The following is a 25,075-nucleotide window of genomic DNA, read 5'->3' on the forward strand; positions in this document are numbered from 1 at the left end:
TGGGCATGATTTTGGTGGTCAATTCTCTGTAAAGCACTCCCAGTGTCATGCTTTATGTAATTGTCTAACCGAATTTTCAACGTTGACGATCGTATTGTCGAAATTCATTTTCAAAGGATAAGCGACCTGGATTAGCATTCCGCTCCATCGCGTTGATGATCTTTGCTCTGACGAACAGTGCAGTTAGATCATTCAAAGCCATAACCGCTGTTCGATTCAGAAATCGTAACATACGGTTATGAACATTGTATGATTTCAGTGAAGGCAAAGTTAGATTTGCCCTTTATCATGAATTAAGAAATCGTTGGAACAGGCTTCATGGAATCTTCAGCTGGGTTGGATCGTTCCTTATCCTGAGGCAGCTTACTTTTTCCACTGATAATTGCGTTCGAAAGATGCGTTGTGATCAGACGAACCGATCGCATGCTGTCATCGTTACCAGGAACTGGCAGGTCGACAAGATCGGGGTCAGAATCGGTATCGATCAATGCAACAATTTTAATGCCTAGCAGGCGTGCTTCATGGACTGCGTTATGCTCTTTCGTCGGATCGATTACTACCAACGCTTCAGGGAGCCGATTCAAATCTCGAATACCACCGAGGTTACGGTTAATTTTCTTGTACTCACGCAGCATCTTGGACTGAGCCTTCTTTGAAAAGCTGGCCATATCGCCAGATTCCTGAATTGCTTCGAGTTCCTCAAGTTTTTTGATGCGGTTACGGATGGTGCGGTAATTGGTCAGCATTCCGCCCAGCCAACGCTCACTCACATAAGGCATACCACAGGCTAGCGCACATTCTTTGACGGTTGCTGCTGCTTGTCGCTTGGTGCCTACAAAGAGTACGAGGCTCCCTTGTGAAGAGACCTTTTCCAGATACCGCTGGGCTCTAATCAAGCCGCGGACTGTTTCTTTTAAGTCGATGATATGAATTCGGTTACGGCGACCATAAATATAAGGTCGCATTTTAGGATTCCAGCGTGCAGCCGGGTGACCGAAGTGAACACCAGCATCGAGAATGTCTTTTACGTTAATGTCAGCCATCGAAATTTAACTCCTGAGTGTGCTGAACCGATCGTGCAACGCCACGAAGACGATCTGGTTTTACGAAGGCTAAGATTGGCTCTTCGAACAGCAATTGGCAAAGAATGAAGCAACAGGTTAACGCCTGAAGACGACTCGGTCAACGACGAGCCCTGTACAAAGCAGGCAGTTGCTCGTGAAGTTCGACACAGTTCCACTGATGTTGTTCACGGTCTGGCAAAAATGACATTTGTCATCGACAGACGAGAACTGCCGCGGTAACCCGCAGGTTGAACACGTTTCGGACCTGATTGATATGCAGTCGGTCCATCCTTAGTAGGTGGCTGGAGCGATTGGTCCTCAAATGGAGCGGGTGGGACAGGTATTTGAAGATTTCGTTCAGGATAAGGCGTCAGTTCTGGAGGAACAACGATCTCAACTGGAGGTGCTTGCGGTGGATTGGAATCTGGCTGAAATTGAGGGCCTGATTGCGGAATTTGATTCTGCATGGGAGGATCGACCCTGAGTTGTGGAGCCTTTAGAGGTTCCGGTCTCGCAGAATTCGTGATCCGTGCATACTCGGAGGGGCCTGGCTCGTAAGGAATCGGGCCGTGAAGCCAGCGAAAATAATTCACTGAGGCATGACTGGAACTGTCGTGGCTGATGCGTTCATATACCAGACCCGGCCGAAAATAGGTATTCGAGTCCCAAGACATATAAAATAGATTTGCAGGATTATGTACCCCTGCACACCCTGGGAGGATAAGCAGGATAAGAAGCAAAGTCAGCATGGGAGTTTTGATAAGAACAGGCATGTCACAATAGCCGAGATAAGGTTTAATTATAACGGTTATATCGTCCGTGAGCTGCACCTGTCTTCATTGCGAGCAGTCTAAATTGATCGCTCTGCTGAGAATCAATGAAATCCCAAGCTATTCTTCCACTGCATTTCGATCTGGTCGCATTTCAGCTTGCTTAAATTGGAAGTTGAATACGTTTTCCCCATTTTTTTCAACTTTGGCAACTCCGAGATATTCGCCTAACACGATTTCGCCAGCCTCTTCAGAATCGTCGTCATTATTTACCTGTAATGGTCGTATAATGACATCATGAGGCCCTACAACGGCTCCCGTAATTTCGCTGATTTCATATTTTCCATCTTCGATATACCCGAACGCAGTCGGAGAATTGGCCAAGTCTCCAGTATTGGGGTGAAATTCAATTTTGGCAAATTGGAGTGGAGCATCATCAACATTAACCGAGCCAGAAACAGCAAGTCGCTCAGGTCCACTGGCCCCTCCACTGCATCCTGAAAATACAATAAGCACAACGATAAACAACACAGTTTTAAAATATGACGATGGTGACATCAATGATTCCAATTACATCGGGCCCAAGTAAAACGGAGTAAAAACGGTACATAAAAACAGCCGACACCTTTGAAAAGTAGCCGACTGCTGAAAAGAGTAAAATCCAGCCGAGAGAATTAGAATTCACCGATTAGATTTCCGTCTGATTTATTGCCCAATCGACTATAAGTCGTCGTGCTGAGATTCTCAGAAAGAAATCGAACGGATCCATCAGAAAGCACAAACTGAGCTCCTCCATCATGAAATGATGAGAACTTTCCTCTGGCTCGGCCTTGCTGTAAGACAAAGGATGCATTGTAAAGATCCTTGCCGTTGACCCCGATGCCGGTCACTCCCAGGGCATCTGAATAGCCACAGCCACCACATTCATTATTCGGATCGTTAGATGATCTCGTGATCCAGAGGTTTGATGCTCGGGAATCGACATTATCCAGACCCCCGGTGGAAGGATTCGTCACCTTGTATCTCCATGCTCTTTCTCCAACAATCAATGTGTTACTTGTCCCGTCTGTGATGTCTCGGAAACGGACCTTACTGTCCACGTAGAAGATACCGTTCGACTGATTTTTCCTGGCTCGGACATTATGGCTGTTGGCACCACGATTCACTCCAACATAATTCACAACAGCCACGTTGCGTCTTGTTCCACCTGCTGTAGAAGGTCGTCTGAGCCCACCCGCAGTATCTGGACCAGTATCGGATGGACAACGTAACGAGGCGACTGGAGTTTGGAAGACAGCTTGAGTGTTTGCCCAGTTGTTCAGCGCTGCGGCTCCGCTGCGACCACTGACATTGAGAGCATCAAAAGCAGCACTCTGCTCAATCATCGGAGCGATCATAGCCGTCCAGGTCCATTGTCCCACGTTATTATTTGCTCCTTTGGGATGAACAAGAGGCGTGCCGCCGGAATTGCTGTAATGACCATAATCTCCAATATATCCCGGTGGCATGACACGATAAGTATCGTGATAATTATGAAGTGCTAATCCGATCTGTTTCAGATTGTTCTTGCAGGAAGATCGGCGAGCCGCTTCTCGGGCTTGTTGCACTGCGGGGAGAAGAAGAGCAACCAGGATTGCAATGATTGCGATCACTACAAGTAGCTCGATTAATGTGAACGCCTTACGAAACTGAAAGGCACTGAAATTCTTACTCATCTCAAGTACTCCTTGAATTGGATGATAGAATCTTCCCGTTTGCGTACTTAAGAAGATATGTAGATGGGAAGCTCAATGTCGAAAGACATTAAATTGATTATGTACGCGTAAAAGTGGCGGAATCGCCATATCGACCTTCGTCGATGCGAATCAATATATCAAGACCAAAGTTTCGGAAAATATCAAAAAATCCTGAAATTTTATAAACACCCACTTGAAAAAGAATATCGACGACCCAAATTAATCTCATTTATAGCGATAAATGTCGTTTTTGGGATTTCATTTCTCATTTTACTGCTCGTATCAGATCGTAGCCGTTTTTGACAACGGATCTCAATTATGACAACAATTCTCAGGGCTCCTCGAACACTCGATTGCTTTTTGTTGAGGTATCTCGATCTCTCTTCGCTTCTGTTAATGCAAAAGCACTTTGCTTTGGAGGTTCGGCAACAAGTGATTCATAGTGGGGTTGCTGTTCTGACAGAGCACTCCGCGTGTCGTTCTGCAGGAAATTCAGCCGAGGAATTTCGGGAAACGTCTTCAGTCAGTTCTGAATTACTAGCTGCTCGCAGACAGGCGATTGCCGTCAATCGACCGGGTGGTTTGTGGGAGCATGGACCAGGGCAGTTGGGAGTGTTTGTGACCTTCTCCCTCGAAAAAACAGAACTGTCGCCCTTGTCATTCTGTCGGGCGGTTGAAGTTCTCGTCAAAGAGGCCTGTATGCAAGTTGGAATTCGTAACCTTACTCTTGAGCCGGGTTTCGGGATTCACGGGCGTTCGGGAGTAGTCGCCAGAACGGCGTTTACGGTTCGAGATTCCATCGTACAAAGTGTGATTTACTTGAATGTGAGTCATAATTATCGAATCAGTTCACGGCCTCAAAATTCAAGTCTCTCTGCAGAAATAATGCAGAAAATATCGATTCAATCCCTTAAAACCGCAATTGTTGATCAATTCAGCCAATGGTTGACGGATTCAAAAATTTCTATTTTCACGACGCATCCACTTCTTAAAAAGTATCGTTTGAGTGATTTACCCAATCTGGATGAACTCGACTGATTTTTGAGTTCAATCGCAAACAAATTTGCTCATTTTGAGACGAACTCTCATCAGACGGTACGCAGAGCAGAGGAGAAGGTCTATAATCGTTTCAGATGCACGCTCCTTAATTTGAACCACGCTTCCTGAGTCGAATCCTATGCAACAGTTAACCATCGTTACTCCGCAGCCAGAACGTCCTAAACGCCGATTACCTAAGTGGTTGAAGCGTCCGCTGCCTAGTACCGAAATGGCATTTACCTCAAATGTTATCGAAGATCTGAATTTGGAAACGGTTTGCGAGAGTGCAAAATGTCCGAATCGAACAGAATGCTGGGCCCAAAAAACTGCTACGTTCATGATTCTTGGGAATGTCTGTACTCGCCCTTGCGGGTTCTGTTCCGTGCCTAAAGGGAAAACTGGTGAGATTCTGATCGATGAACCGGAACGCGTTGCTGAAGCAGCCGCTCGTCTCGGCTTGAAATATGTCGTGATCACCTGCGTGACACGCGATGATCTGCCCGATGGGGGAGCCGAGCATTTTTATGAGTGTGTGCAGGCGGTCCGGGCAAAGACCGGAGCCGATGTCGAAGTTCTGACTTCCGACTTTCGCGGCAATCGTGCCGCAATTTCCCGTGTGGTTGAAGCTCGCCCCGATGTTTTCAATCACAATGTCGAATCTGTTCCCCGCTTGTACAGTCGGGTTCGCAGAAATGCTATTTATCAGCGATCACTCGATTTACTGAAGCAAGTTAAGGATGAAGCTCCCGACATGCCAACCAAGAGTGGGTTAATGCTTGGCCTGGGAGAAACCTTTGATGAAGTTCTCGATGTGGCCGCAGACTTGAGAGCCGTTGGATGCGATATGCTCACGATGGGACAATATCTGCAACCTTCCGCAGATCAACTTCCTGTCGAGCGATTCGTTCCGCCAGAAGAGTTTGATGAACTCGGCGAACAGTGCCGGAAACTTGGGTTTTCGATGGTTGCGAGTGGACCGTTTGTCAGATCAAGTTACCATGCCGGTGAAATGGCGGCAGAGGCGACTTCCTGAAGTATAATACTTCTCATGTCCAGGAATTTACCCTCTCAACCCGATTTCAATCCGCTGGAAACAACTCCACTAATAGCCCCCCATCCCGGCATTGATCCTTTGGTTGAGATTTCAGGCGAGATCACTGCGTGGTATCTGAGTAAGTCCGATGAATTCGCTGCAGGTGATTTGCTCTATCAAATCACCTGGCCGGGATTGGTGATTGATGTTTCTGCGGAAAAATCAGGAATGCTGGTGCGAATTCTCGCTAAACTTCGCGATCCTGTCGAACCTGGACAACAGATTGCTCTGGTTCGTCTAACCAGCACAGACTAATCACGACGGCTCGTTTTGGCTTTCATCGACTCGATATGAGGAGCATTAGGCTGGGTATGTTTCTGGTGATGAAGATATCTTTTTCGCAGGCCGCTCACAATTTTTGCACTCCACTGGTCGCGCGTGGTCTGCAGGAGTCGAGGGAGTGAGATCGTTCCGCAAATGAGAAAGAACACCGCCAATCCCAGCAGGATTTTCTGGATCTCGTACGATGCAGAGACTTTTTCTATGACGGACTGAATTACTGTCCTCTGGGAATCAGGCTGCTCTCGTGCTTGAGATGGGATATTTCCAGAAGCCTCCTCGACTCTAAGCATTGCATCGGGATGAATGGCCAATTCGAACGGAACATTAATACTCTGGACTTGTCGCTGAGCCAAAGCAGCCTCGTTTCGACTGAGGCGTCTTACCAGATCGGGATCGGTTTTGAGTCGTTCCAGAAATTGAACTCGCAACAGATTATGCTCTTCAATCTCCAGCAATTCCCACTGCTGGTCATGACAGACCTGACGGAGTTTGGCATTTCGATCGGCTATTGGCGCAAGAAGAGCCGTCCCAAACAGTCCGACAGCGATTACTGCACAAACTGGGAACCGCAAGTTATGCCACCATTTGGGATCGAGAGACATGGAAATCGCGTTTAGGGTTTAGAGCATATTCAAAAATTACCTGCAGCGTTCAGTAGGAGCAAACACATCGTTTTTAGGACATTTGATGTCCATGCGACTGCAGTTACCATTTGAAAATGCTTTAGGGTCTAAGGTGGCACGTCCCAAAACGAAGTGATGGGCGTGGTTTCCGCTGGTATTTCACCTATTCCTGGCACTTTAGGAGTACCAGTTCAGGAGATTGCAACTCCTCTATTTCTATCGACGATTTGTCCTTTGGATGATGTCCTGGATTTAGGAATGTCTCTGGCATTTCCTTAAAAGCAAGTAGGTTTGATAACCCGGGTTGCACTGGCAAATGAGGTGGTTTGGGTTGTCGTTTCTGATTTTAACGATTTTTCTCAAGAGGCAGGCTGGAATGGTCGATCTTCAAAGATGAAACCCCATTTTATTGTTGGATAGTGCGCGGCTGTTTCCTCATCGCTCGTCATAACTCTCCGACAATCCCTCCTTTCAGCCTGCCTTTCATCACCATCCCTGGTGAATCTGGAATTAATCCATGTTATACGGACTCTATCAATCAGCCGTCGGAGCCGATCTTCAGGCTTTGAAGATGGATACGGTCTCGAATAACATCGCGAACGCGAGCACATCCTCTTTTAAACGTGACCTGGCTGTTTTTGGAGTGCGACAACAGCAGGCACAACTCGACGGCAACCAATATGGCATTCCTCCGGGACTGGAAGATCATCCCGGCTCTGCAATTGCAGTCGAAACATTTACCGATCATTCACAAGGTCCACTAAACAATACGGGATCTCCGTTGGATGCCGCTCTGGCAGGGCCAGGGTTTTATCGTGTGACCGATGGTGAGTCGGAATTCCTGACACGCCGAGGTTCATTTACACTCAATGCCGATTCTGATCTCGTGGAAGTCGATACGGGGTATCATGTTCTGGATGAGATCGGCAAACCGATATCGGTGCCGCCGGGCAGTGAACTGCAAATCAGTCAGGAGGGTTTCCTCACTGCGATCGATCCTCTGACCAATCTTCCTGTTCCTCTGGGACGTTTTGACGTGGTGGAGCCGACCGACTACCGGCTGCTGCAAAAACAGGGTGACAGTCTCTATAGCATCGACGAATCGGCTGTGCAGCCAGCAGGTCCTGAAACACAAGTACGTCAGGGATATCAAGAGGGTTCTGGGGTTCAACCAGTCAAAGAAATGCTGGAAATGATTCAAACCTCACGCGGTTTCGAAGCCAACATGAATCTGATTCAACACCAGGACAATTCTCTCGGACAACTTTTGCAGGCGATCGGAAAAAATTGATTTTAACAACTCTCATCTGCATATGCCTTAGAGTTCAATCACAACATCTCGAAAAACCATTCGGGATCACGAGAGGAAAACGATGAGTTTACGAACAATGAATACATCCGCAACGGGCATGGAAGCCAATCTCTTCCAGCTCGATGTGATTGCGAACAATCTGGCGAACGCGGGGACAACGGGCTTCAAACGCAGCCGGGCCGAGTTTGAAGATCTGTTTTATGAACACTTCAAGTTGCCGGGCGTTGTCTCTCCAGCAACAGGAACGGAAACCCCAACAGGCATTGCACTTGGTTTGGGAACAAACGTGCGAGCCACTCAAGTGGACTTCCGACAGGGCTCCCCAAACCTGACTGGTGGCACCTTAGATTTTATGATTCAAGGAGAAGGCTTTTTTCAGGTGGTCGATTCCAGCGGGGCAATTGCCTACACGCGAGCTGGAACATTCACACCAAATGCCAGTGGTGATCTCGTCATGTCTTCAGCGAACCTGGGGAGATTGCTCGAACCGAACATTAATATCCCAGCCAATGCAACTGACATCACTGTCAGTGTCGACGGACAAGTTTCCTACCGCGAGGCTGGAAATACAACATTAACAAATGCCGGACAAATTTCTCTGGCCCGCTTCATCAATCCCGAAGGTTTGATTCAAGGTGGAGAAAACCTGTATTTTGCATCGGATGCATCCGGCTCTCCCATCACGGGATTTCCGGATACAGAAGCGTTCGGAACTATCCTGCAAGGAGCGTTAGAATCCTCGAATGTCGAACCGGTGAAAGAGCTGGTCGACCTGATCAAAACCCAGCGCAATGTCGAACTGAACAGTGAAGCCCTCAAAGCGGGCGATCAGATGCTGCAGCTTGTCAACAACTTACGCAGATTCTAAGTGAGTTTAAAATGACACAGTCAGCGAATTGAAGAAAGTGATTGGATGAAATTTTTACAGGCAATTGTGATACTCTCTCTGCTGACCTCACCGGTTTTTGCAGTGACGATTCGGCTATTGCCTGCAGTACAGATGCAGGGATCGCTCGTGCGACTGGGAGACATCGCAGAAATCGCCGAATGTGATCAGGCAACTCAAAAACATCTGGAAGATTTGACCATCGGGCCGGCTCCTGCAGCCGGTCGAGAATTTCGGATACCACTCGATACCGTTCGTCGCGAACTTGCATTGCGGGGAATCGACCAAACCGATATGCGATTTGTGGGAGCAACAGAATCCATCGTGACTCAGGAACGTCCTAAAGCGATTCCCAAGTCTGTCGCGCCGATAGCAAATCGGCAACGCGTCGAGCATGTTGAAGCCTCCATACGAACTTTTCTTTCTCAACAATCTGCTGACCTGGGAACAATTGAAGTCACTCTGGAGGAATCCAGCGTCGCTACGCTGCCAGTAGAATTGACGCCGCGTTTAACGTTAACAATTCAAGGTGGTCAGCAGCCGTGGACCGGATTGCAGCAGATGACGGTATCGTTCACATCGACTGAGGGATTGCCATTTTCTTTTCCTGTCGCGTGTCACGTCACACAGAAACCCCGTTTGCTGGCACTTAAGCATGGCTTGCCACGCGGACAGGTCATCCGAGAAATCGATTTGATCTGGATTGATGCGGAATCTGCAACCGATGGGTTTTCTGAACCTTCAGCGGTTGTCGGAACTGAAACATCCAAAAACATAAGAGCCCTGGCTGCAATTCAAGCAGATGATATCCGCATGCTGCCTCTGGTTCGTCGGAATGATATTGTCGCCGTTACCGCTCAAATCGGATCAATTTCTGTGATGCGGTATTGCAAATGTCATGAAGAAGGAACACTCGGACAATTTGTAACGCTTTCTCCTTTGGACAGTAAAGAACGAATTGTGGCCCGCGTGTCTGGCTATCGTGCTGCCGTGATTTCGATGAACCATCAATCCGCGCACCAGACACCCTCACCGACACTCACACAATCAACAGTAAAGAACCTGACTCCCGTCAAATCGACGGGGCTGGAACTGATTGATACGGATACTCCCAATCAACCAATTTCGAATGCTGGAGTCATTCGTCAGACCTCAGCTCAACCACAGATGACGCCCCTGAATCGATCATCGTCAAGCTCACATCGTGTTCTGGCTAACCAGCCTGCTCAATTGCCTTAAAACTAAATAATTTGCGATACAGGTCACTTCACACATGCTGCCGTTTCGAGAAATGTTTCCATGAAAATTAAACTTCTTATTGGTTTGATACTGCTCGCAATGGGCTCATCAAAAAGTGTGCTGGCGCAGGGGCCGTCACCCTTTGATGAATATAGTCAACCGCAGTCTCAGCAACCCTATCAGCCGCAGTCTCAATATCCGTATCAGCAGCCACCAGCTCAAGATTACAGACAGATGCCTCAGCAGGCTCCTATGCCCTCCTATCAATTGCCACCTCCGTCGGTAAAAGATTTTTCGCTGATCTATATAGATGAACCTCCTCTCAAGGAATACATGATCAACGACATCGTGACCGTGATCGTCAGTGAACGGTCGGAAGTGACGCTTAATTCCCGATTCAATCGTCAGCGAACATCGACATTCAAGTCGGAATTAAAAGACTTTGTTCGCCTGAACGATGGATTGAGACTTGAGAACTCCGCCACCACCAGTCCAGCGATTGATGCCAGTCAACAGGAGCGACTGCAAACCACCGGTCAGGTGACCGATGCCGAGGGAATCACCTATCGAATCGCGGCTACCATCGTCGATATCCGTCCGAATGGAAACATTGTGCTTGAAGCTCGGAAAAGTATCGATGCCAACGATGACCTGTGGGAATACACTTTGCATGGCGAAATTCGTTTTGAAGATATCGCAAATAACAACACGGTCCTCAGTGAAAATATTGCGAATCTGAATATCGAAAAACGACAAAAAGGCCGTGTTTACTCAAGTACAAATCGTCGCTGGGGAACGAAAATCATGGATGTGATCTGGCCTTTCTAATTCGTTTAGACACTCGAACTCAATGCACAATCTTTCCCCACACGACAACCACCTCCCCCCACAACGAAATTTCCCTCCCATGAAGTTCTTTCATCTCCATCATTGTGTGAAAGCCATTCCCCTGGTCATCCTGCTGATGTTCAGCACAACACTTTCTGCACAGGTGCGTCTGGAGAGTATTTGCACTTTGCATGGGCATAAGGAAGTCCGCTTGACTGGTATGGGGCTGGTGATTGGATTGGATGGAACAGGAGATGGTGGTGATGCCGGGCCAACGATTCGGGCATTGGCTACCGCGATGAAAAATATGAATGCCCCCGTGCTCGACCCTCGGGAACTTCGGGATGCAGATAACGTTGCGATTGTGATGATCGATGCCACCATTCCGAAAACCGGACTCAATCGTGGACAACGGCTCGATTGCTATGTCAGCTCCTATCTCGGTGCAAAAAGCCTTCGCGGGGGACGCTTGTTGATCTCCCCTCTGCAAATGGCTGATATTCGCGATGAACGACTGGTCGGAACCGCTTCCGGAGCACTTGTGATTGAAGATGCGTCCATACAAACGAAGGCCAGAATTCCCGGCGGTATCGTTCTCGAAGCCGACCTCTTTCAGAGCTCGCAGTATCTTTCGCAAATTGTCGATCAATCCTCCGGCGATCCTAAAATCCGACTTTTGCTCGATGAATCTCACTCGAGTTTCATTTCTGCTCGAATGATCACTGAAGTCGTCAACGAAGCGTTTGCTTTTGAATCGTTCGATAAACAACATGCGAAAGCAGTCAGCCCCAGTATTATTGATGTCACGATCCCTAAGACTTGGCGAGAGACGCCAATTGAGTTCATTGCCGAAATTATGGACTTGAAAGTAACCTCACCACACAGCATGTCACGCGTGCAGGTGAATACATCGACTGGAGTTGTGATTCTTTCCGGCGATGTCGAATTGAGCCCTGTGCTGATCAATCATCCCAACTTACAAATCACGATCGGCGGCTCTACAAACTTCATCGATGGAGCTCAGTTTCGTCCTCTGACCGATGAGCAATTGACACGCACCAACTCCAGACTCGACCAGCTTGTACAGGCTCTTAATCAACTCGGCGTTCCTCGCGAAGCGATGATTGAAGTCCTCCGAGAACTTTCCCGCTCCGGCAAACTCCACGCAATTTACGAAGAGATTTAGAGCAATGAATTGCAGGGTGCGTCCTGACGCACCCTACTGCTCTTTCTAGCTTTAAATGTCGCCCTCAAATCTCTAACCTCCCACCCCCTAAGCCTTCCCATGAGCAACTCCACCATTTCGTCGTCACTGGCGTCGCCTCAATATTCTGTCAATCAGATGACTGAGCAAACTGCCAGGCCAGATTCATCGATGACGACAAAAAAAGCGTTTCAGAAATTTGTGGCGAGTACTTTTTACAAGCAGATGCTCAAAGCATTACGGAGTACTCAGCAAACGGTGCAGTATATGGATGGTGGACAGGCCGAACAGGCGTTCCGATCGCAGCTTGATCAGCAGATTTCAGAAGACCTGGCAGAGAATCATGGAGCTGCTTTCAGCGATTCCCTGTACGAAAGCTTCCGTAATAATCTCGATGCGAAGCAGGCTCAAGCGGGCAGTAAAATTAACTATCTTGCCTAATCGTTACGACCGGACGAGTTTCGGGAGAACCGACAGGTTGAAGGTAACTGCTACACACCCTGCTGGTAATATATTCCGATTTTAATGATAGAACCGAATGTGCGGCTTCTCCGTGCGCCAGGTCTGATGGGAAAACATTGGGCTCAATGGTTCCTTGATTAAAAGAGGATTTGTATGTCGACTGCACCAGAAAATGAACTGACAGGTTATCCCAGAGAGATCTCCAGATTTCTTACGGAACTGACAACAGCTCAGAAAAACCTGATCGCGCTGCATCCGGCTAAAAAAGCCGCTTTGATTGCCCGCGATTTCAATCAGGTCACCGAACTGCAGCGACAGGAACGATTACTGCAACAAAAGCTCACACAGGTGCTCTCACTTCGAGAGCATCTCCTCCACAATTTACAGCGAACCGGTTCAACAGGGGCAACACTTCATCAAGTATGTCAAATACAAGGCTGGCTGGCATTGAAACCGTTAATGGATCAATTCCTGGAAGCTCGCTCGCTCGGCTTGGAACTTCGTCAACAGTCGTGGTCGTTATGGACGTTCGCACATCGTGCTTCACGATATTACAGCACGGCTCTGGAGTTGATTGCTCAACGAGGGATGAAACAGGCAACGTATAACCAGGACCCCAACACTCAATACGATGCCGGTGGTGGCTCGTTGTTCGATGCATCAATCTGATTCCGATTTCAAACTCTGTCGACGAAATCTGTAACTATGGGACTCAATGCAACATTAATGACCGCCGGGCGATCCCTTGAGCTGTTTACAGCTGGGATTCAGGTTGCCGGTCAGAACGTCGCCAACGCGAATACGCCCGGTTATGTTCGCGAAGAACTTGGTCTTGGAACCAATACGCCTTATGAAGCTGGTGGACTGATTCTGGGAACCGGGGCCCGCGATAACGGGATTCGTCAACAGCTCGATTACCATCTCGAACAGCAATTGCATGCCGCCAATACCGATGCAGGCAGTGCCGATATTCGCAGCGAAGTTTATGGTCGACTCGAGTTGATCCTGGGGGAATTGGGTTCTGGAGATCTCTCCTCGCAACTCAATGCATTTTCTGCTTCTATCAATGAGGTTGTTAATCAACCGGAGTTGATCAGCAATCGGCAAATCGTACTTCAAGAGGGAGCTCAACTAGCGACATCGATTCAGGATATCCGTGCAAATGTTGATCGGACTCGAACGGCTCTCACAAGCGATATCAAAGGCTATGTCGATGAAGTCAACGGGCTTGTCGATTCAATTGCGAAACTGAATACGCAAATTGTAAGACTGGAGTCAGCCGGTCTGAATGGCAGTCAGGCGGGTGGTCTCCGTTCGGAACGATTGACCGCGCTGAATCGTCTTTCCGAACTTGTTCCCATTCGCACGAACGAACATAGTACTGGCTCTATTGATGTCCATTCAGGGTCTGACTTCCTGGTCCTCAATGGTAACTCCCAGCACCTTGAGACGGCGACGAAATCCGACCGCGGTGTCATTACCAGCGAAGTCAATTTTGCAAAATCAAAATCTCCTGTAACATCCACTTCAGGAGAATTGGGAGGTGCGATTGATGCTCGGGACAATATTCTAGGGGGGTTTGCCGACGATCTGGACAAGTACGCTCAAGCAGTCATTCAGGAAGTGAACCTGATTCATGCCTCTGGAGAAGGCTTGAAAGGTTATGAGTCGGTCACTGCAACAAATACAATTGATGACACCTCGGCCAGCTTGAATACAGCCGGGCTGGGTTTGACTCCCAAACATGGCAGCTTTGAAATCAAGATTTATGATCGGGCTACAGAAGCGACTGTCACTACGCGAATCAATATCGATCTGGATGGTTTGAACGGGAATGATACTTCACTCGATGATCTTCAGACGGCTCTGGATGCCGTGGGAAACCTCTCAGCCAGCATCGACAATGTGGGCCGATTGACGCTCAAAGCAGATGCTGGATTTGAAGTCAAATTCAGTAACGACAGCAGCGGAGCACTGGCCGCTCTGGGAATCAACACCTTCTTTCAAGGCAAAGATTCCAACGATATTGCGGTGAACGAAACCCTGAAGAATAATCCACATCTGTTTGCTGCGGGTTTGGGGAATGGACCAGGAGACAATCTGAATGCACAGTCGTTAGCAACATTTTTTGCCAATCCTTCAAGTCGACTGGGGAATGTCAGCCTGGATGATTTCTACTCCAGTTTAACCTCACAGATCGCAAGTTCTTCAGCAGCCGAGTCCGCTTTGGCGGAGGGGTTCAATTCCTATCATAATTCGCTGGGGGGATTGCGCTTGCAGAATTCGGGAGTCAGCCTTGATGAAGAAGCCATCAATATTATGGAACTTCAGCAAAGTTATGCAGCAGCCGCGCGAATTATCAGTACGGTCGATGAATTGTTCAATGTGTTACTGAGTATTTAAAGCAATAAGCTTGAAAATTGGACACGAAAATAGAATCGTCAACCAAGTCAGGCTTTTAGAAAACGATTGAGAAAGAATCTGAAACGTGTCACTGGGACCTATTCAAACTGGCCGAATTCCGAGTTCATTGATTTACAGCCGTTCGCTGCAGAATCTGGATTCGAGTACGCGCGCATTTCTGCAACTGCAGGATCGAATTTCGAGCGGTCAGCAGTTTCAGACCATCGGGGAAGATCCGGCTGCAGCATTGAAAACGATTCTGCTTCAGCAGACGCAGGAACGAAATCAACAAGTCTCAGACAATGTCGAAGTCAACCGCTCTTTGCTCTCAGCGTCAGAAAACACATTGAGCCGTATTGGAGATGTCCATAACCAACTCAATTCGATCATTCTCTCTGGACTTGGCGATTCGACATCTGCAACAGAGAAAAAGCAACTCTCGACAGAGGTCGGTACCTTAATCCAGGAGATTGTTAATGCGGGAAATACCGAGTTCCGCGGACGATATCTGTTTGGAGGAACGAATAACACCCAGGCTCCGTTTTCGTTTTCAAGTAATAATGATGCAATCAAATTCTCTGGGACTCTGACTGAGATCAGTTCTTTCATCTCCACGGATGGTCTGCTGGCCAATAATGTCAATCCTCAACAGGCACTCAATCCCACCGCGTCCGTCAACGGAAGTGATCTGGATCCCAGACTCAATTCCGCAACTCGAATTCAGGATTTATTTGGGGGCTCCGGTGTCGAGTTAGGAATTATTGAAGTGACCGTCGACACTGGTGGAGGACCGCAAACAGAGAAAATTGATTTATCATCAGCCGATACCATTCAAGATTTTGTCACACGCCTTGAAGCTCCTTTTGCCGGAGATTTGACCGTCGGCATCACTGCTACGGGGATCACACTGACTCCAAGTGCAGGAACGGTCGCCGTTGCCGATTTGCCAAACAGCCGCGTGGCTGGCGATTTGGGAATTAAATCCACTGCCGGAGCCAGCATCACATCCAAGGACCTGGATCCACGCTTGAGCCGATTGACAACACTTGCCTCTCTGAACGGTGGAGCTGGAATTGGACCGACTGCCGGGACAGGGATTGTTGTGACCAATGGAATTCAATCGGAAACGATCGATCTTGATGGCCTGACCACTGTTGAAGACTTTTTCAATGCTCTGAAAAAAGCCAATGTCGATGTCGAAGGCGGATTTACCGCCGATGGAAAAGGACTGCAGGTCATCAGTCGCTTGAGTGGAGTCGGACTCTCGATCGCTGAAAATGGCGGCACGAATGCGGCTGGGCTGGGTCTACAGACATTTTCTGGAACCACACAACTTTCATCGCTCGATTCCGGAAAAGGCGTACCCGTGGATGGTACTTCTGAATTTGATCTGATTCGACGCGATGGAACCGAGGTCAGTATTTCACTGGCTGGCGCCAAGACGGTTCAAGATGTTGTTGACTTAATCAATGCGGTCGATCCTGGAGTTCTGGTCGCGTCATTCAACACCACCGGAAACGGATTGCGTCTGAGTGATTCATCGGGAACAGGAGCATTAACAGTCGAGGAAAATGCTGTTACCAGTGCTTTGAAGATCTCCGGAACTGAAGACGGAAATGCTGATCTGGAAGGGACTGCTGTCGGTGCAGAATCGGCTCTCGACTTATTGTCCAGTCTCAATAACGGAGCAGGGGTTCCTGTTGGGGCCTCTACTCTCGACATTACCCGTCGGGATGGCTCTGTCGTGAACGTCGATTTGTCTGCCGCACTGACCGTTCAGGATGTGCTCGATGCCGTCAACGCGGTCGATCCCGGCAATCTCGTGATGACTCACAGCTCTGTATCGGAGAGCTTTCAGCTGAATGACAATTCCGGGACAGGGAGTTTGACTGTTGCCGATAATGTGGTTTCGGCTGCATTGGGAGTTGTCGGAAGTGAAGATGGTGTCGTCGACCTAATTGGAACCGATCCGAATCCGCAGAGATCGACAGGCTTGCTCGATTTGATGTTTCGTCTTCGGGACGCATTGGATACGGGCAATAATCAGGAATTGGAAGTGATTTCTGGTGCACTGAAATCAGAATTTGCCGACTTCAACTTTCTGCGAGGAGATGTTGGCGGTCGACTGCAATCACTCGATCGCTATGCCAATAAATTGGCCGATGAAGATATTCAGATTCAGGAATCACTCTCGGAAGTCTTCGATACCGATATGACCGAAGCGATTACGCTATTTTCAAACTTGCAGGTAACTATCCAGGCCGCCCAGCAAATCGCTGCACAAACTCTGCAGTTGAATCTCTTCAACTATCTGTAAACGATTTTGCAACGCAGGGCATTCTTTACATCGGATTCGCTATGGACCGGTCAGGCCTCAATTGACAGGTACGAAAGCATTGAGCCTTTACGAGAAAAGAATTGAATTTACTGAACCACGAGCCAATATTGAGTTCTTTGCCCTTATAGACTTGTATATTAGAGCATTTTCAAAAATGAACTGCAGCGTAAGGCAGGAGCAAACTCAGTGTTTTGAGCCATTTGATGTCCATGCGACTGCAGAAACCATTTGAAAATGGTCTAATCAGATTCGTTAAGCCATTTGAAGATTCATCCCAATCATTTTGAAATTGAACCGCGGTTCATTTTCATCAGGGAAAAACAAATCTGAAGCAGGACGCTCAATAAATCAACAGAGTGCTGAACAATTTAGACAATCAGAATTAATGACGTCCACACGAGAATTGCCGGCCCAGCTGGCTTGATCAACTCGCCGGAACCCAAATGGTTGTTTTCAAAATTTGCGTAAGTCACAAAACTTTGAATCCCTAGTCGCAGAGATTGTTTTACAGCAGAGTTCCAGAAAGGCTCAAACATTGGGAATAATTTCAGCACTGTATGAGAAGATTTCTCCGTATCCTCTGTGCGTCTGCGGTTCAAAAACTCTGAAGTCCGTTTGGATAAGAGTTTTGATTTCTCGCGTTTACAAATGGAGCGAAATTAAGATGCTTCCAGATCAGAAAAATCAGTTTCCCCAATGCCAGAGCTTTTTCAGGGACGAGCAAATGATTTATGCAGATTCAATATCGACAGGCAGGAAGCTTGTCCTACGGAGTTCATTGTGGGCTATCCATAACCCACAATCTTTTTCATCTCCGAATTGGCATTTCGAATTGACCTTCTGGGATGATGTGCGAGCGGGAATCGAGATCAGCTTCGCGTGTCACTTGACTCGGCCCGGTAGCCCATTCCGAAGTCGCCCATAGCAACCATGTGTTGGAAACTTCTTCCGAAACTTGCAACATGGTTGTGTTGAGGTCTTTGGAGGTCAAATCCTTGTTTGGGAGAATCGCTTCCAGCAGGAATCGCTGAACATCTTTGTTGTATCCAAAGTGGAAACAGGATTCGAGTTCAGAGCCAGCGGCTAGCAGTTCGAGCAGATGCTTTTCGGAAATTTCACTTTCAGGCCGAGGATCGAGCCAGGCGCGAATGCGAACTTTCGATTGATCGTTTGTCAACTTCAAAGAAAAGAAGACTTCAATCTCCTGATCGTTCATCTCGGCTTGGTAGGCAACATCGTATTGCGAGCCGACCAATTTGGGAGTCAGTTGTAAGTTCTGAATCAATCGACCGAGATCATTCAGCGTCAGCTGAGTTTGGGTAGCTGACGATTCTGCGATTTGTTTCACTGGGAAAGCTGGCTTCTTGTTTTCCGCGACCGGACTATTCGGCTGTGCTGAAGAAGCCGATGGGAAGCGATTGCTCATCTCAACAGGTGTCGGAACCGCTTGAGTTGATGACTCCCCAGATGATGGCTGAAAGGTCGGAAACTTAGCCGATTGAGCAGAACATTCACCAACTGTGAGTCCACAGGTCAGGGCGAAAGTTGTCAGTAGAAATAATTTTTTGCATCGCATTAGAGGCACTCCGTTGCCTGATCAGGATCCCGATTCCGAATGGAAACGAAAGGGATTTGCGACGTCATTTCATCATGAATCAAACGTCGACTCTTTTATTTTCCTTCAGCTTGCTCACCGAACAACGCCTCCAGACAAATCTGGGACCACGTCTCAAACTGGTCTAATTGTTCCAATAATTCCGCAGGAGAGGAAAACCTTGTTTGTATCATCGACGCTTCTTTAGGGAAAACTTTGGGATTATCCACATTAAAGAGGTGAACAATGCCTAAATGGACTTTTCCGACCTCAGTAATGTCATCATTCAGGATGCCGACCAGTTCTTGAGTGTATTCTCCCTGGATTTCGATTTCTTCATCAATTTCCCGACGCATCCCCAGTATATACGCGTGTTCGGTCTCTGACTCATCCAGTGTCGAAATATGTCCACCAACTCCAATCGAACGTTTGCGATGCAGGCGGGATTCCCCCTGGTCGGTTCCGCGTTCGTAATGAAAAACCTGGCCATCGTGCATGAAAATACAGTAGGGAATAAGTTGTTTGAAGCTGGTGTCCTGCTCCATTTCATCGCGTGGTCGGTATGACGTGTGCATCGGATCGAGCAGCGTTTTCATGTAAGGCTCGGTATTTCGATTGAACCCCTGAAAATGTCCAATTTCGTGAAACAGCATGGTCGGGACAACAAGGACCTGTTCGATAGAAGTCTGCTCCGTCATGGGATTCCCTCAATTTTCCTGATGCAATAGCAGGCGATGATGTGATATACTTTAATGAGATAGTAGTGCCTGCAAGGATTTCTCGCACTATAATCACCCCTGCCGCAAACCTCAAACGGCCCGCCGCCGCAATCCAAATTGCCAGCCGTATTTAGCTAGCAGTCCGACCGATGCTGACTCACGGAGATAATCAATGAATCCGATTTTTCGCAAGAGAATTTCCAGACGATCCATTTTACGTGGAGCCGGTGCGGCTCTGGCATTGCCGTTTCTCGACAGTATGGTTCCGGCCCTCAACGCGAACGAAGCTCTGGAAAAACCGCCTTTGAGAAACGCATTCCTGTTTATGCCGAATGGCGTGAACCCGAAGAACTTCACCCCACCGGGCGACGGTGAAAAGTTCGAACTCACTCCAATGCTGCAGCCTCTGGTCAATGTCAAAGATGACATCATGCTGCTGGAAAATCTCTGGAACGAACAGACTTCCGGCCGTAATGGCCACTGGCCCAAAGTGCCCGCGTTCCTATCTGGTGGGTTTGTCGTCCGAACTTCCGGTCGCGATATGGATACGGGTGGAGTGTCTGTCGATCAATTACTCGCATCAACCATTGGACAGGGAACACCACTTCCGTCTTTTGAACTCGGCGTCGATGAGGCCTATACCGGTGTCGATAACATTGGCGGTGGGTTCACCCGCATTTATGGTTCGCACATCGCCTGGCGCGATCCGCACACGCCCGTCCCCAAAGAAATCATTCCTCAACTGGCCTTTGATCGACTCTTCCGCACCGGGCCTGCTGCTCCAGTTGTTTCCGGATTTTCAACTGCTCATCCTGCTGTCGCAAAATCGTTGGCTCGGGACGACATCAGCGTGCTCGATCTCGTTCTTGAAGATGCCCACGCGATGCGAAATCGTGTTGGTATGAATGATCGTGCCAAAATTGACGAGTATCTCGAATCCGTTCGAGCGGTGGAACGACGAATTGAAAATTCGCTCAAACCACAAAAACGCTGGATCAACGAATCCGGCTACGATGTCAAACGCCCAGGAGCAGGCATTCCAGACAAGCACATCGAACACGTGCAATTGATGCTCGACATCATGATCCTCGCCTTCTGGACCGATACCACCCGCGTTGGCACATTCATGTTCGGGAACGCTCAGACAGGTCGAAACTTCTCCTTCATCGACGGCGTCAACGGCAGCTTCCATGGCTTGTCTCATCATCGGAATGAAGAAGATAAACTGATCCAGTACGAAAAAATCGGCACTTGGCACATGGCTCAACTGGCATACGTCATTGAGAAGATGCGTTCCCTCAAAGAAGCCGACGGAACCCTGCTCGATCATTCCCTGGTCATGTTCGGCTCCACTTTGAAAGATGGCAACAAGCACGACAACCACGACCTGCCCATTATCATGGCTGGCCGCGGCAACGGCATTCTCACTCCCGGCCGTCGCGTCCGCTATAAGAAAGATACGCCGCTCTGTAATCTGTATCTCACCTTGTTGCAAAAACAGGGGATCGAACGCAAAACCTTCGGCGACAGCAACGGAACACTTGATCGATTAGCTTAGATCGCGTGTGCCACGGCTCTGTGAGCCGTGCGAATTACAATTGAAGTCCCATTACACGGCTCACAGAGCCGTGGCACCTATAAATCGATAATCCTTCCAAATCACACATTTCCAATAAAATCTTCTTACGAAACTCTTCAATGCCGCGTACACCAATTGAACCCTCAAACTGGAGTCGGCATTGAAGATTGCACACATCATTACCCGCATGATCATCGGTGGAGCGCAGCAGAATACGCTGCACACCATTGAAGATCATCTGCGCGAACATGGAGATGATGTGACGTTATTCACCGGTCCAACGACCGGTCCTGAAGGTTCGCTGATGGATCTTGTGCATGCTTCTGGTTGCCGGGTCATCGAAATCCCATCGTTGCTTCGCAAGCTGCAAACGCTGCATGAACTGGCCGCACTTCGACAAATTAAATCGGCTCTGAGAGAACTTCAGCCGGACATCGTGCACACTCACAGTTCAAAAGCCGGAATTATCGGTCGTAAGGCTGCTTATGATTTGAAGCTGCCCTGTGTCCACACAATTCACGGAGCCGCCTTTCACTACGGGCAGAATAAGATCCTTTATCGCGTTTATCGCAAAGCCGAGAAGATTGCTCAGAAGTGGACCGATCATTACATCAGCGTTGCCGATGCAATGTCGCAACAGTATCTCGACGCGGGAATTGGGAAGCCAGAGCAGTACACAACGATTTCAAGCGGATTTGATGTCGAACCGTTTCTACAGGAACCAACAGAACGTGCATCCCTGCGAAAAGAATGGGGCCTGAGTGACGAACACATTCTGATCGGCAAAATCGGTCGACTGTTTCCCCTCAAAGGACACGATGCCATCATTGCCGTAGCCGCCGAAGTCATCCGGCAGGCTCCCCAGGTTCGCTTCCTCTTTATTGGTGATGGTATCCTTCGCGAACAGTACCTGAATGAAATTCGCGATCAGGGACTGCAGGATCATTTCATCTTCACTGGACTTGTTGACCCGACAGAAATCCCGCGTCTCATGCAGGCGACCGATATTGTTGCTCACACAAGTCAATGGGAAGGCCTGGCAAGAGTATTGCCACAGGCTTTAATATCTGGAAAGCCGGTCGTCAGCTTCGATATCGATGGAGCAAGAGAAGTCACAATCCCCAACGAAACCGGCTGCCTGATTCCCCGCAATGATCTGACCGGTTTAACACAGGCATTGGTGCAACTGGCTAACGATGAGGAGATGCGAACCCGCTTCGGAAAAAACGGCCGCGAACGCTTTACCGATCAATTCCGGCATCAAACGATGTCGCGACGGATTCGTGAAGTTTATGAAAAGGTATTGGCTCGGCGAAATTAAATAGAAATGGGTGGCACGACCCAGAACGAAGTGATGGGCGTGGTGTTATTCTCCGACCACGCCCTTCGCGATGCTCAGGGACGTGCCACACTTTCGCTGCAGTCTACTCTGCTTTCCGCTTCGCCCGATACTCCGCTCGAAACGAATGCTTCGGAGCTGGCGGCAGTTCGCGTTGTCGGCCCCAGGCGTTCAGGAAGCGATTGTATTTCACAAATCGTGGAGTGATTCTCAGTTTCCAACGGCCCCAGTAGCCCAAGAATGAAAACAGTTTGGGACGTTGCATAAAGAAACTGGCCAGATGCATCGGAATGCGTTTTGTCGCTGGCAGCAGGTTTCGGAGGACCAGTTTATTTCGCCACGTGTAGAGCTGATGATGCAAGTCGATTTTGACCGGGCAGACATTTGTGCAAGAGGCGCACAGGCTGCAGGCGTGAGGCAGTGATGCATACTTTTTCGCGTCGCGAGCCGGGTTGAGAATGGATCCAATCGGCCCCGGCACCGTCGCTTTGTAACTGTGCCCGCCACTGCGTCGATAAACCGGGCAGGTATTCATACAGGCTCCACAGCGAATGCATTTGAGCGAATTCCGATAGTCGGCATCGCCAATCAGTTCGCTGCGACCATTATCGACTAGAATGAGATGCAGTTCCGAGTTTTCATCCCGTGGACCATTGAAATGCGATGAGTAGGTTGTAATCGGCTGTCCGGTTGCGGAGCGGGCCAGCAAACGCAGAAAGACCCCCAGATCAGCGGCCCGAGGCAGCATCTTTTCAAGTCCCATGCAGGCAATATGAACCGGTGGAAGCGAGGCTCCCAGATCGGCATTGCCTTCATTCGTGCAAACGACAAATCCCCCAGTTTCCGCAATTCCAAAATTGACTCCCGTAATCCCGATGTCTGCCTGCACGAATTTTTCACGCAAATGATTTCGAGCCGCTTCGGTTAGATAAGTCGGATCGGAAGATCCCTTTTCGGTGCCGAGGTGTTCGTGAAAGCACTCGCCCACTTCTTCCTTCCTGATATGAATCGCGGGCAACACGATGTGACTGGGATGTTCGTTACGAAGTTGAACAATCCGTTCGCCGAGGTCGGTATCAATCACTTCGAGATCGTGACGTTCGAGAAACGGATTGAGTCCGCACTCTTCTGTCAGCATCGATTTACTTTTGACAATTTTTTTCGCGTCATGCTTTTTGATGATGCTCAGAATAATCTCATTATGCTCGGCTGCATCTTTCGCCCAGTGAACCTGCACACCAAGTTTTTCGGCGTTGGCGGCAAATTGAGTCAGCATTTCATCGAGATGCGATAGCACATAATCTTTGGTGTCGGAAGCGGTTTGCCGCAGAGCTTCCCATTCGGGAAGCGTATGAGCCATTTTGTCTCGCTTGCTGCGGACAAACCAAAGGGCTTGATCATGCCAGTGAGCACGCTCATCATTGGCAACAAATTCAGCGGCGAGTTCAGGATGTTTTGCAATCATGAGATATTACTTGTTGTGAATTATTAATCCGTAGGACAGGCTTCCAAACTGTCTAAATGCGATTTGCTGTTTAATTATAGACATACTGGAAGCTTGTCCTACCAGTTTTTTACGCATTGACCTGTTTCGGCAACAGACTTTCTAATGCCTTGCCAATGTCGTCAGACCGCATCAGCGACTCACCAACGAGAATGGCATTTATGCCCGATTGAATGAGTCGTTCGGAATCCTCACGAGTGCGGATGCCACTCTCGCTGACGAAGAGAATTGTATCCCGCACCTGCTTACGAATCTTAATGGAATGGGCCAGATCCGTCTCGAAGGTTCGCAGGTCGCGATTGTTGACTCCGATGATGTGCGGGTTCAATTTCAGCACACGTTCGAGATTCGTTTCGTCATACAACTCGACGAGTGCCTGCATTCCCAGTTCACGGGTGTATTGATAAAGATCCCGCAGTTCGTCTTCTTCGAGACATTCGGCAATCAACAGCACACAATCGGCACCAGCGGCCCGGGCTTCTGCAATTTGATAGCGATCGAGAATGAAGTCTTTCCGTAGTAAGGGAAGATCGACTGCTGCCCGAATTGCTTTGAGATAATCGAGATGTCCTTGAAAGAAGTTTTCGTCCGTCAGCACACTGATGCAGGCTGCCCCATGAGCAGCATACGTTTTCGCGATTTCCACCGGATGAAAATCGTCACGAATAATGCCAGCCGAGGGGGATGCCTTTTTGACTTCGGCAATCACACCCAGCGGATGGCTGAGTCGGAGAGCCGTCACAAAATCCCGCACCGGCGGAGCCTGCGGGATTTGTTTGACCAGTTCTTCAAAAGGCAGCTTTTCTTTAGCCGCTGCAATTTCGCCCCGTTTATGAGCGACAATGTCATCGAGGATATTTTTCACGGTTCCACCAGTGAATGAGTGCAATGGATTGAATATTTACAAGCACGAAGCGCAAGCGAGTGTGTCTAAGGAGTGACTTCAACACACTCGCTTGCGCTTCGTGCTAATAATGTATCATAGACACTCAAGTCTCAGAAATCATGAGATTGCCTATTCTCTGACCGAAAAGTTGGGAATTCGGGGGATGCGATTTGAAT

Annotated in this window: 23 protein-coding genes; 14 read left to right on the forward strand and 9 right to left on the reverse strand. The window is 48.6% G+C overall.

Translation table 11 applies throughout. The annotated features are described in order from the left end of the window. Nucleotides 1–293: 293 nt before the first annotated feature. The 4 genes from rpsB to Pan54_RS03140 form a co-directional block, all read right to left on the reverse strand. A complete protein-coding gene (gene rpsB / locus Pan54_RS03125) occupies nucleotides 294–1,043 on the reverse strand; it encodes a 30S ribosomal protein S2 (protein WP_146502115.1) in 750 nt (249 codons plus the stop codon). 206 nt (nucleotides 1,044–1,249) lie between these two features. Then, nucleotides 1,250–1,738 (reverse strand): hypothetical protein, encoded by a 489-nt coding sequence (locus Pan54_RS03130; RefSeq protein WP_146502116.1) that lies wholly within the window; start codon nucleotides 1,736–1,738, stop codon nucleotides 1,250–1,252. 216 nt (nucleotides 1,739–1,954) lie between these two features. Further along, complete coding sequence (locus Pan54_RS03135; RefSeq protein ID WP_146502117.1) at nucleotides 1,955–2,392, reverse strand: hypothetical protein; 438 nt, start codon at nucleotides 2,390–2,392, stop codon at nucleotides 1,955–1,957. Nucleotides 2,393–2,508: 116 nt separating this feature from the next. Beyond that, entirely contained in the window at nucleotides 2,509–3,549 is a 1,041-nt protein-coding gene (locus Pan54_RS03140) for a DUF1559 domain-containing protein (RefSeq protein ID WP_146502118.1), read from the reverse strand. A 339-nt stretch (nucleotides 3,550–3,888) separates the two neighbouring features. Here Pan54_RS03140 and Pan54_RS03145 point away from each other — a divergent pair, with 339 nt between their 5' ends. The 3 genes from Pan54_RS03145 (at nucleotide 3,889) to Pan54_RS03155 (ending at nucleotide 5,956) form a co-directional block, all read left to right on the forward strand. Further along, entirely contained in the window at nucleotides 3,889–4,608 is a 720-nt protein-coding gene (locus Pan54_RS03145; protein ID WP_146502119.1) for a hypothetical protein, read from the forward strand. Nucleotides 4,609–4,747: 139 nt separating this feature from the next. After that, nucleotides 4,748–5,641, forward strand: coding sequence for a lipoyl synthase (gene lipA / locus Pan54_RS03150; RefSeq protein WP_146502120.1), 894 nt, complete (start codon nucleotides 4,748–4,750; stop codon nucleotides 5,639–5,641). 15 nt (nucleotides 5,642–5,656) lie between these two features. Further along, nucleotides 5,657–5,956, forward strand: a complete 300-nt coding sequence (locus Pan54_RS03155) for a biotin/lipoyl-containing protein (protein WP_146502121.1) — start codon at nucleotides 5,657–5,659, stop codon at nucleotides 5,954–5,956. On the opposite strand, the gene Pan54_RS03160 is transcribed toward Pan54_RS03155, so the two are convergent. Then, nucleotides 5,953–6,585, reverse strand: a complete 633-nt coding sequence (locus Pan54_RS03160) for a hypothetical protein (RefSeq protein ID WP_146502122.1) — start codon at nucleotides 6,583–6,585, stop codon at nucleotides 5,953–5,955. The two genes, Pan54_RS03155 and Pan54_RS03160, sit on opposite strands and share 4 nt — an antisense overlap. A 538-nt stretch (nucleotides 6,586–7,123) precedes the next feature. On the opposite strand from Pan54_RS03160, the gene Pan54_RS03165 reads away from it, so the two are divergent. From Pan54_RS03165 to Pan54_RS03205, 9 genes are all read left to right on the forward strand, one after another. Then, nucleotides 7,124–7,897, forward strand: coding sequence for a flagellar hook-basal body protein (locus Pan54_RS03165; protein WP_146502123.1), 774 nt, complete (start codon nucleotides 7,124–7,126; stop codon nucleotides 7,895–7,897). 82 nt (nucleotides 7,898–7,979) lie between these two features. Then, nucleotides 7,980–8,786, forward strand: coding sequence for a flagellar basal-body rod protein FlgG (flgG, locus tag Pan54_RS03170; protein WP_146502124.1), 807 nt, complete (start codon nucleotides 7,980–7,982; stop codon nucleotides 8,784–8,786). Nucleotides 8,787–8,831: 45 nt separating this feature from the next. Then, the gene (gene flgA, locus Pan54_RS03175; protein WP_146502125.1) at nucleotides 8,832–10,043 is read left to right on the forward strand and encodes a flagellar basal body P-ring formation chaperone FlgA; all 1,212 of its coding nucleotides are present in this window, start codon (nucleotides 8,832–8,834) and stop codon (nucleotides 10,041–10,043) included. 60 nt (nucleotides 10,044–10,103) lie between these two features. Then, on the forward strand, nucleotides 10,104–10,871 hold the full coding sequence (locus Pan54_RS03180) for a flagellar basal body L-ring protein FlgH (protein ID WP_146502126.1): 768 nt from the start codon (nucleotides 10,104–10,106) through the stop codon (nucleotides 10,869–10,871). A 79-nt stretch (nucleotides 10,872–10,950) separates the two neighbouring features. Beyond that, the gene (locus Pan54_RS03185) at nucleotides 10,951–12,057 is read left to right on the forward strand and encodes a flagellar basal body P-ring protein FlgI (RefSeq protein WP_165441556.1); all 1,107 of its coding nucleotides are present in this window, start codon (nucleotides 10,951–10,953) and stop codon (nucleotides 12,055–12,057) included. Between the two features lie 189 nt (nucleotides 12,058–12,246). Next, the gene (locus Pan54_RS03190) at nucleotides 12,247–12,516 is read left to right on the forward strand and encodes a rod-binding protein (RefSeq protein ID WP_165441557.1); all 270 of its coding nucleotides are present in this window, start codon (nucleotides 12,247–12,249) and stop codon (nucleotides 12,514–12,516) included. Between the two features lie 174 nt (nucleotides 12,517–12,690). Continuing rightward, nucleotides 12,691–13,206 carry a hypothetical protein gene (locus tag Pan54_RS03195; protein ID WP_146502129.1) on the forward strand — a complete coding sequence of 172 codons (516 nt, stop codon included), beginning with the start codon at nucleotides 12,691–12,693 and terminating at the stop codon, nucleotides 13,204–13,206. Nucleotides 13,207–13,242: 36 nt separating this feature from the next. Beyond that, complete coding sequence (gene flgK / locus Pan54_RS03200) at nucleotides 13,243–14,940, forward strand: flagellar hook-associated protein FlgK (protein ID WP_146502130.1); 1,698 nt, start codon at nucleotides 13,243–13,245, stop codon at nucleotides 14,938–14,940. Between the two features lie 85 nt (nucleotides 14,941–15,025). Continuing rightward, on the forward strand, nucleotides 15,026–17,257 hold the full coding sequence (locus Pan54_RS03205; protein ID WP_146502131.1) for a flagellin N-terminal helical domain-containing protein: 2,232 nt from the start codon (nucleotides 15,026–15,028) through the stop codon (nucleotides 17,255–17,257). A gap of 829 nt (nucleotides 17,258–18,086) precedes the next feature. Here the strand turns inward: Pan54_RS03205 and Pan54_RS03210 are convergent. Both Pan54_RS03210 and Pan54_RS03215 read right to left on the reverse strand, forming a co-directional pair. Then, the gene (locus tag Pan54_RS03210) at nucleotides 18,087–18,854 is read right to left on the reverse strand and encodes a hypothetical protein (RefSeq protein WP_146502132.1); all 768 of its coding nucleotides are present in this window, start codon (nucleotides 18,852–18,854) and stop codon (nucleotides 18,087–18,089) included. Nucleotides 18,855–18,949: 95 nt separating this feature from the next. Further along, nucleotides 18,950–19,570, reverse strand: coding sequence for a phosphoesterase (locus Pan54_RS03215; RefSeq protein WP_146502133.1), 621 nt, complete (start codon nucleotides 19,568–19,570; stop codon nucleotides 18,950–18,952). Between the two features lie 193 nt (nucleotides 19,571–19,763). On the opposite strand from Pan54_RS03215, the gene Pan54_RS03220 reads away from it, so the two are divergent. Beyond that, nucleotides 19,764–21,149, forward strand: a complete 1,386-nt coding sequence (locus Pan54_RS03220) for a DUF1552 domain-containing protein (RefSeq protein ID WP_146502134.1) — start codon at nucleotides 19,764–19,766, stop codon at nucleotides 21,147–21,149. A 181-nt stretch (nucleotides 21,150–21,330) separates the two neighbouring features. After that, nucleotides 21,331–22,491 (forward strand): glycosyltransferase family 4 protein, encoded by a 1,161-nt coding sequence (locus Pan54_RS03225; protein ID WP_146502135.1) that lies wholly within the window; start codon nucleotides 21,331–21,333, stop codon nucleotides 22,489–22,491. A 103-nt stretch (nucleotides 22,492–22,594) separates the two neighbouring features. Here Pan54_RS03225 and Pan54_RS03230 read toward each other — a convergent pair whose 3' ends face one another. Both Pan54_RS03230 and trpC read right to left on the reverse strand, forming a co-directional pair. Then, a complete protein-coding gene (locus tag Pan54_RS03230; protein WP_146502136.1) occupies nucleotides 22,595–23,974 on the reverse strand; it encodes a lactate utilization protein B in 1,380 nt (459 codons plus the stop codon). Between the two features lie 109 nt (nucleotides 23,975–24,083). Then, nucleotides 24,084–24,878 (reverse strand): indole-3-glycerol phosphate synthase TrpC, encoded by a 795-nt coding sequence (trpC, locus tag Pan54_RS03235; protein ID WP_146502137.1) that lies wholly within the window; start codon nucleotides 24,876–24,878, stop codon nucleotides 24,084–24,086. Nucleotides 24,879–25,075: the final 197 nt, after the last annotated feature.

The sequence above is a fragment of the Rubinisphaera italica genome, from assembly GCF_007859715.1.
Taxonomy (GTDB): domain Bacteria; phylum Planctomycetota; class Planctomycetia; order Planctomycetales; family Planctomycetaceae; genus Rubinisphaera; species Rubinisphaera italica.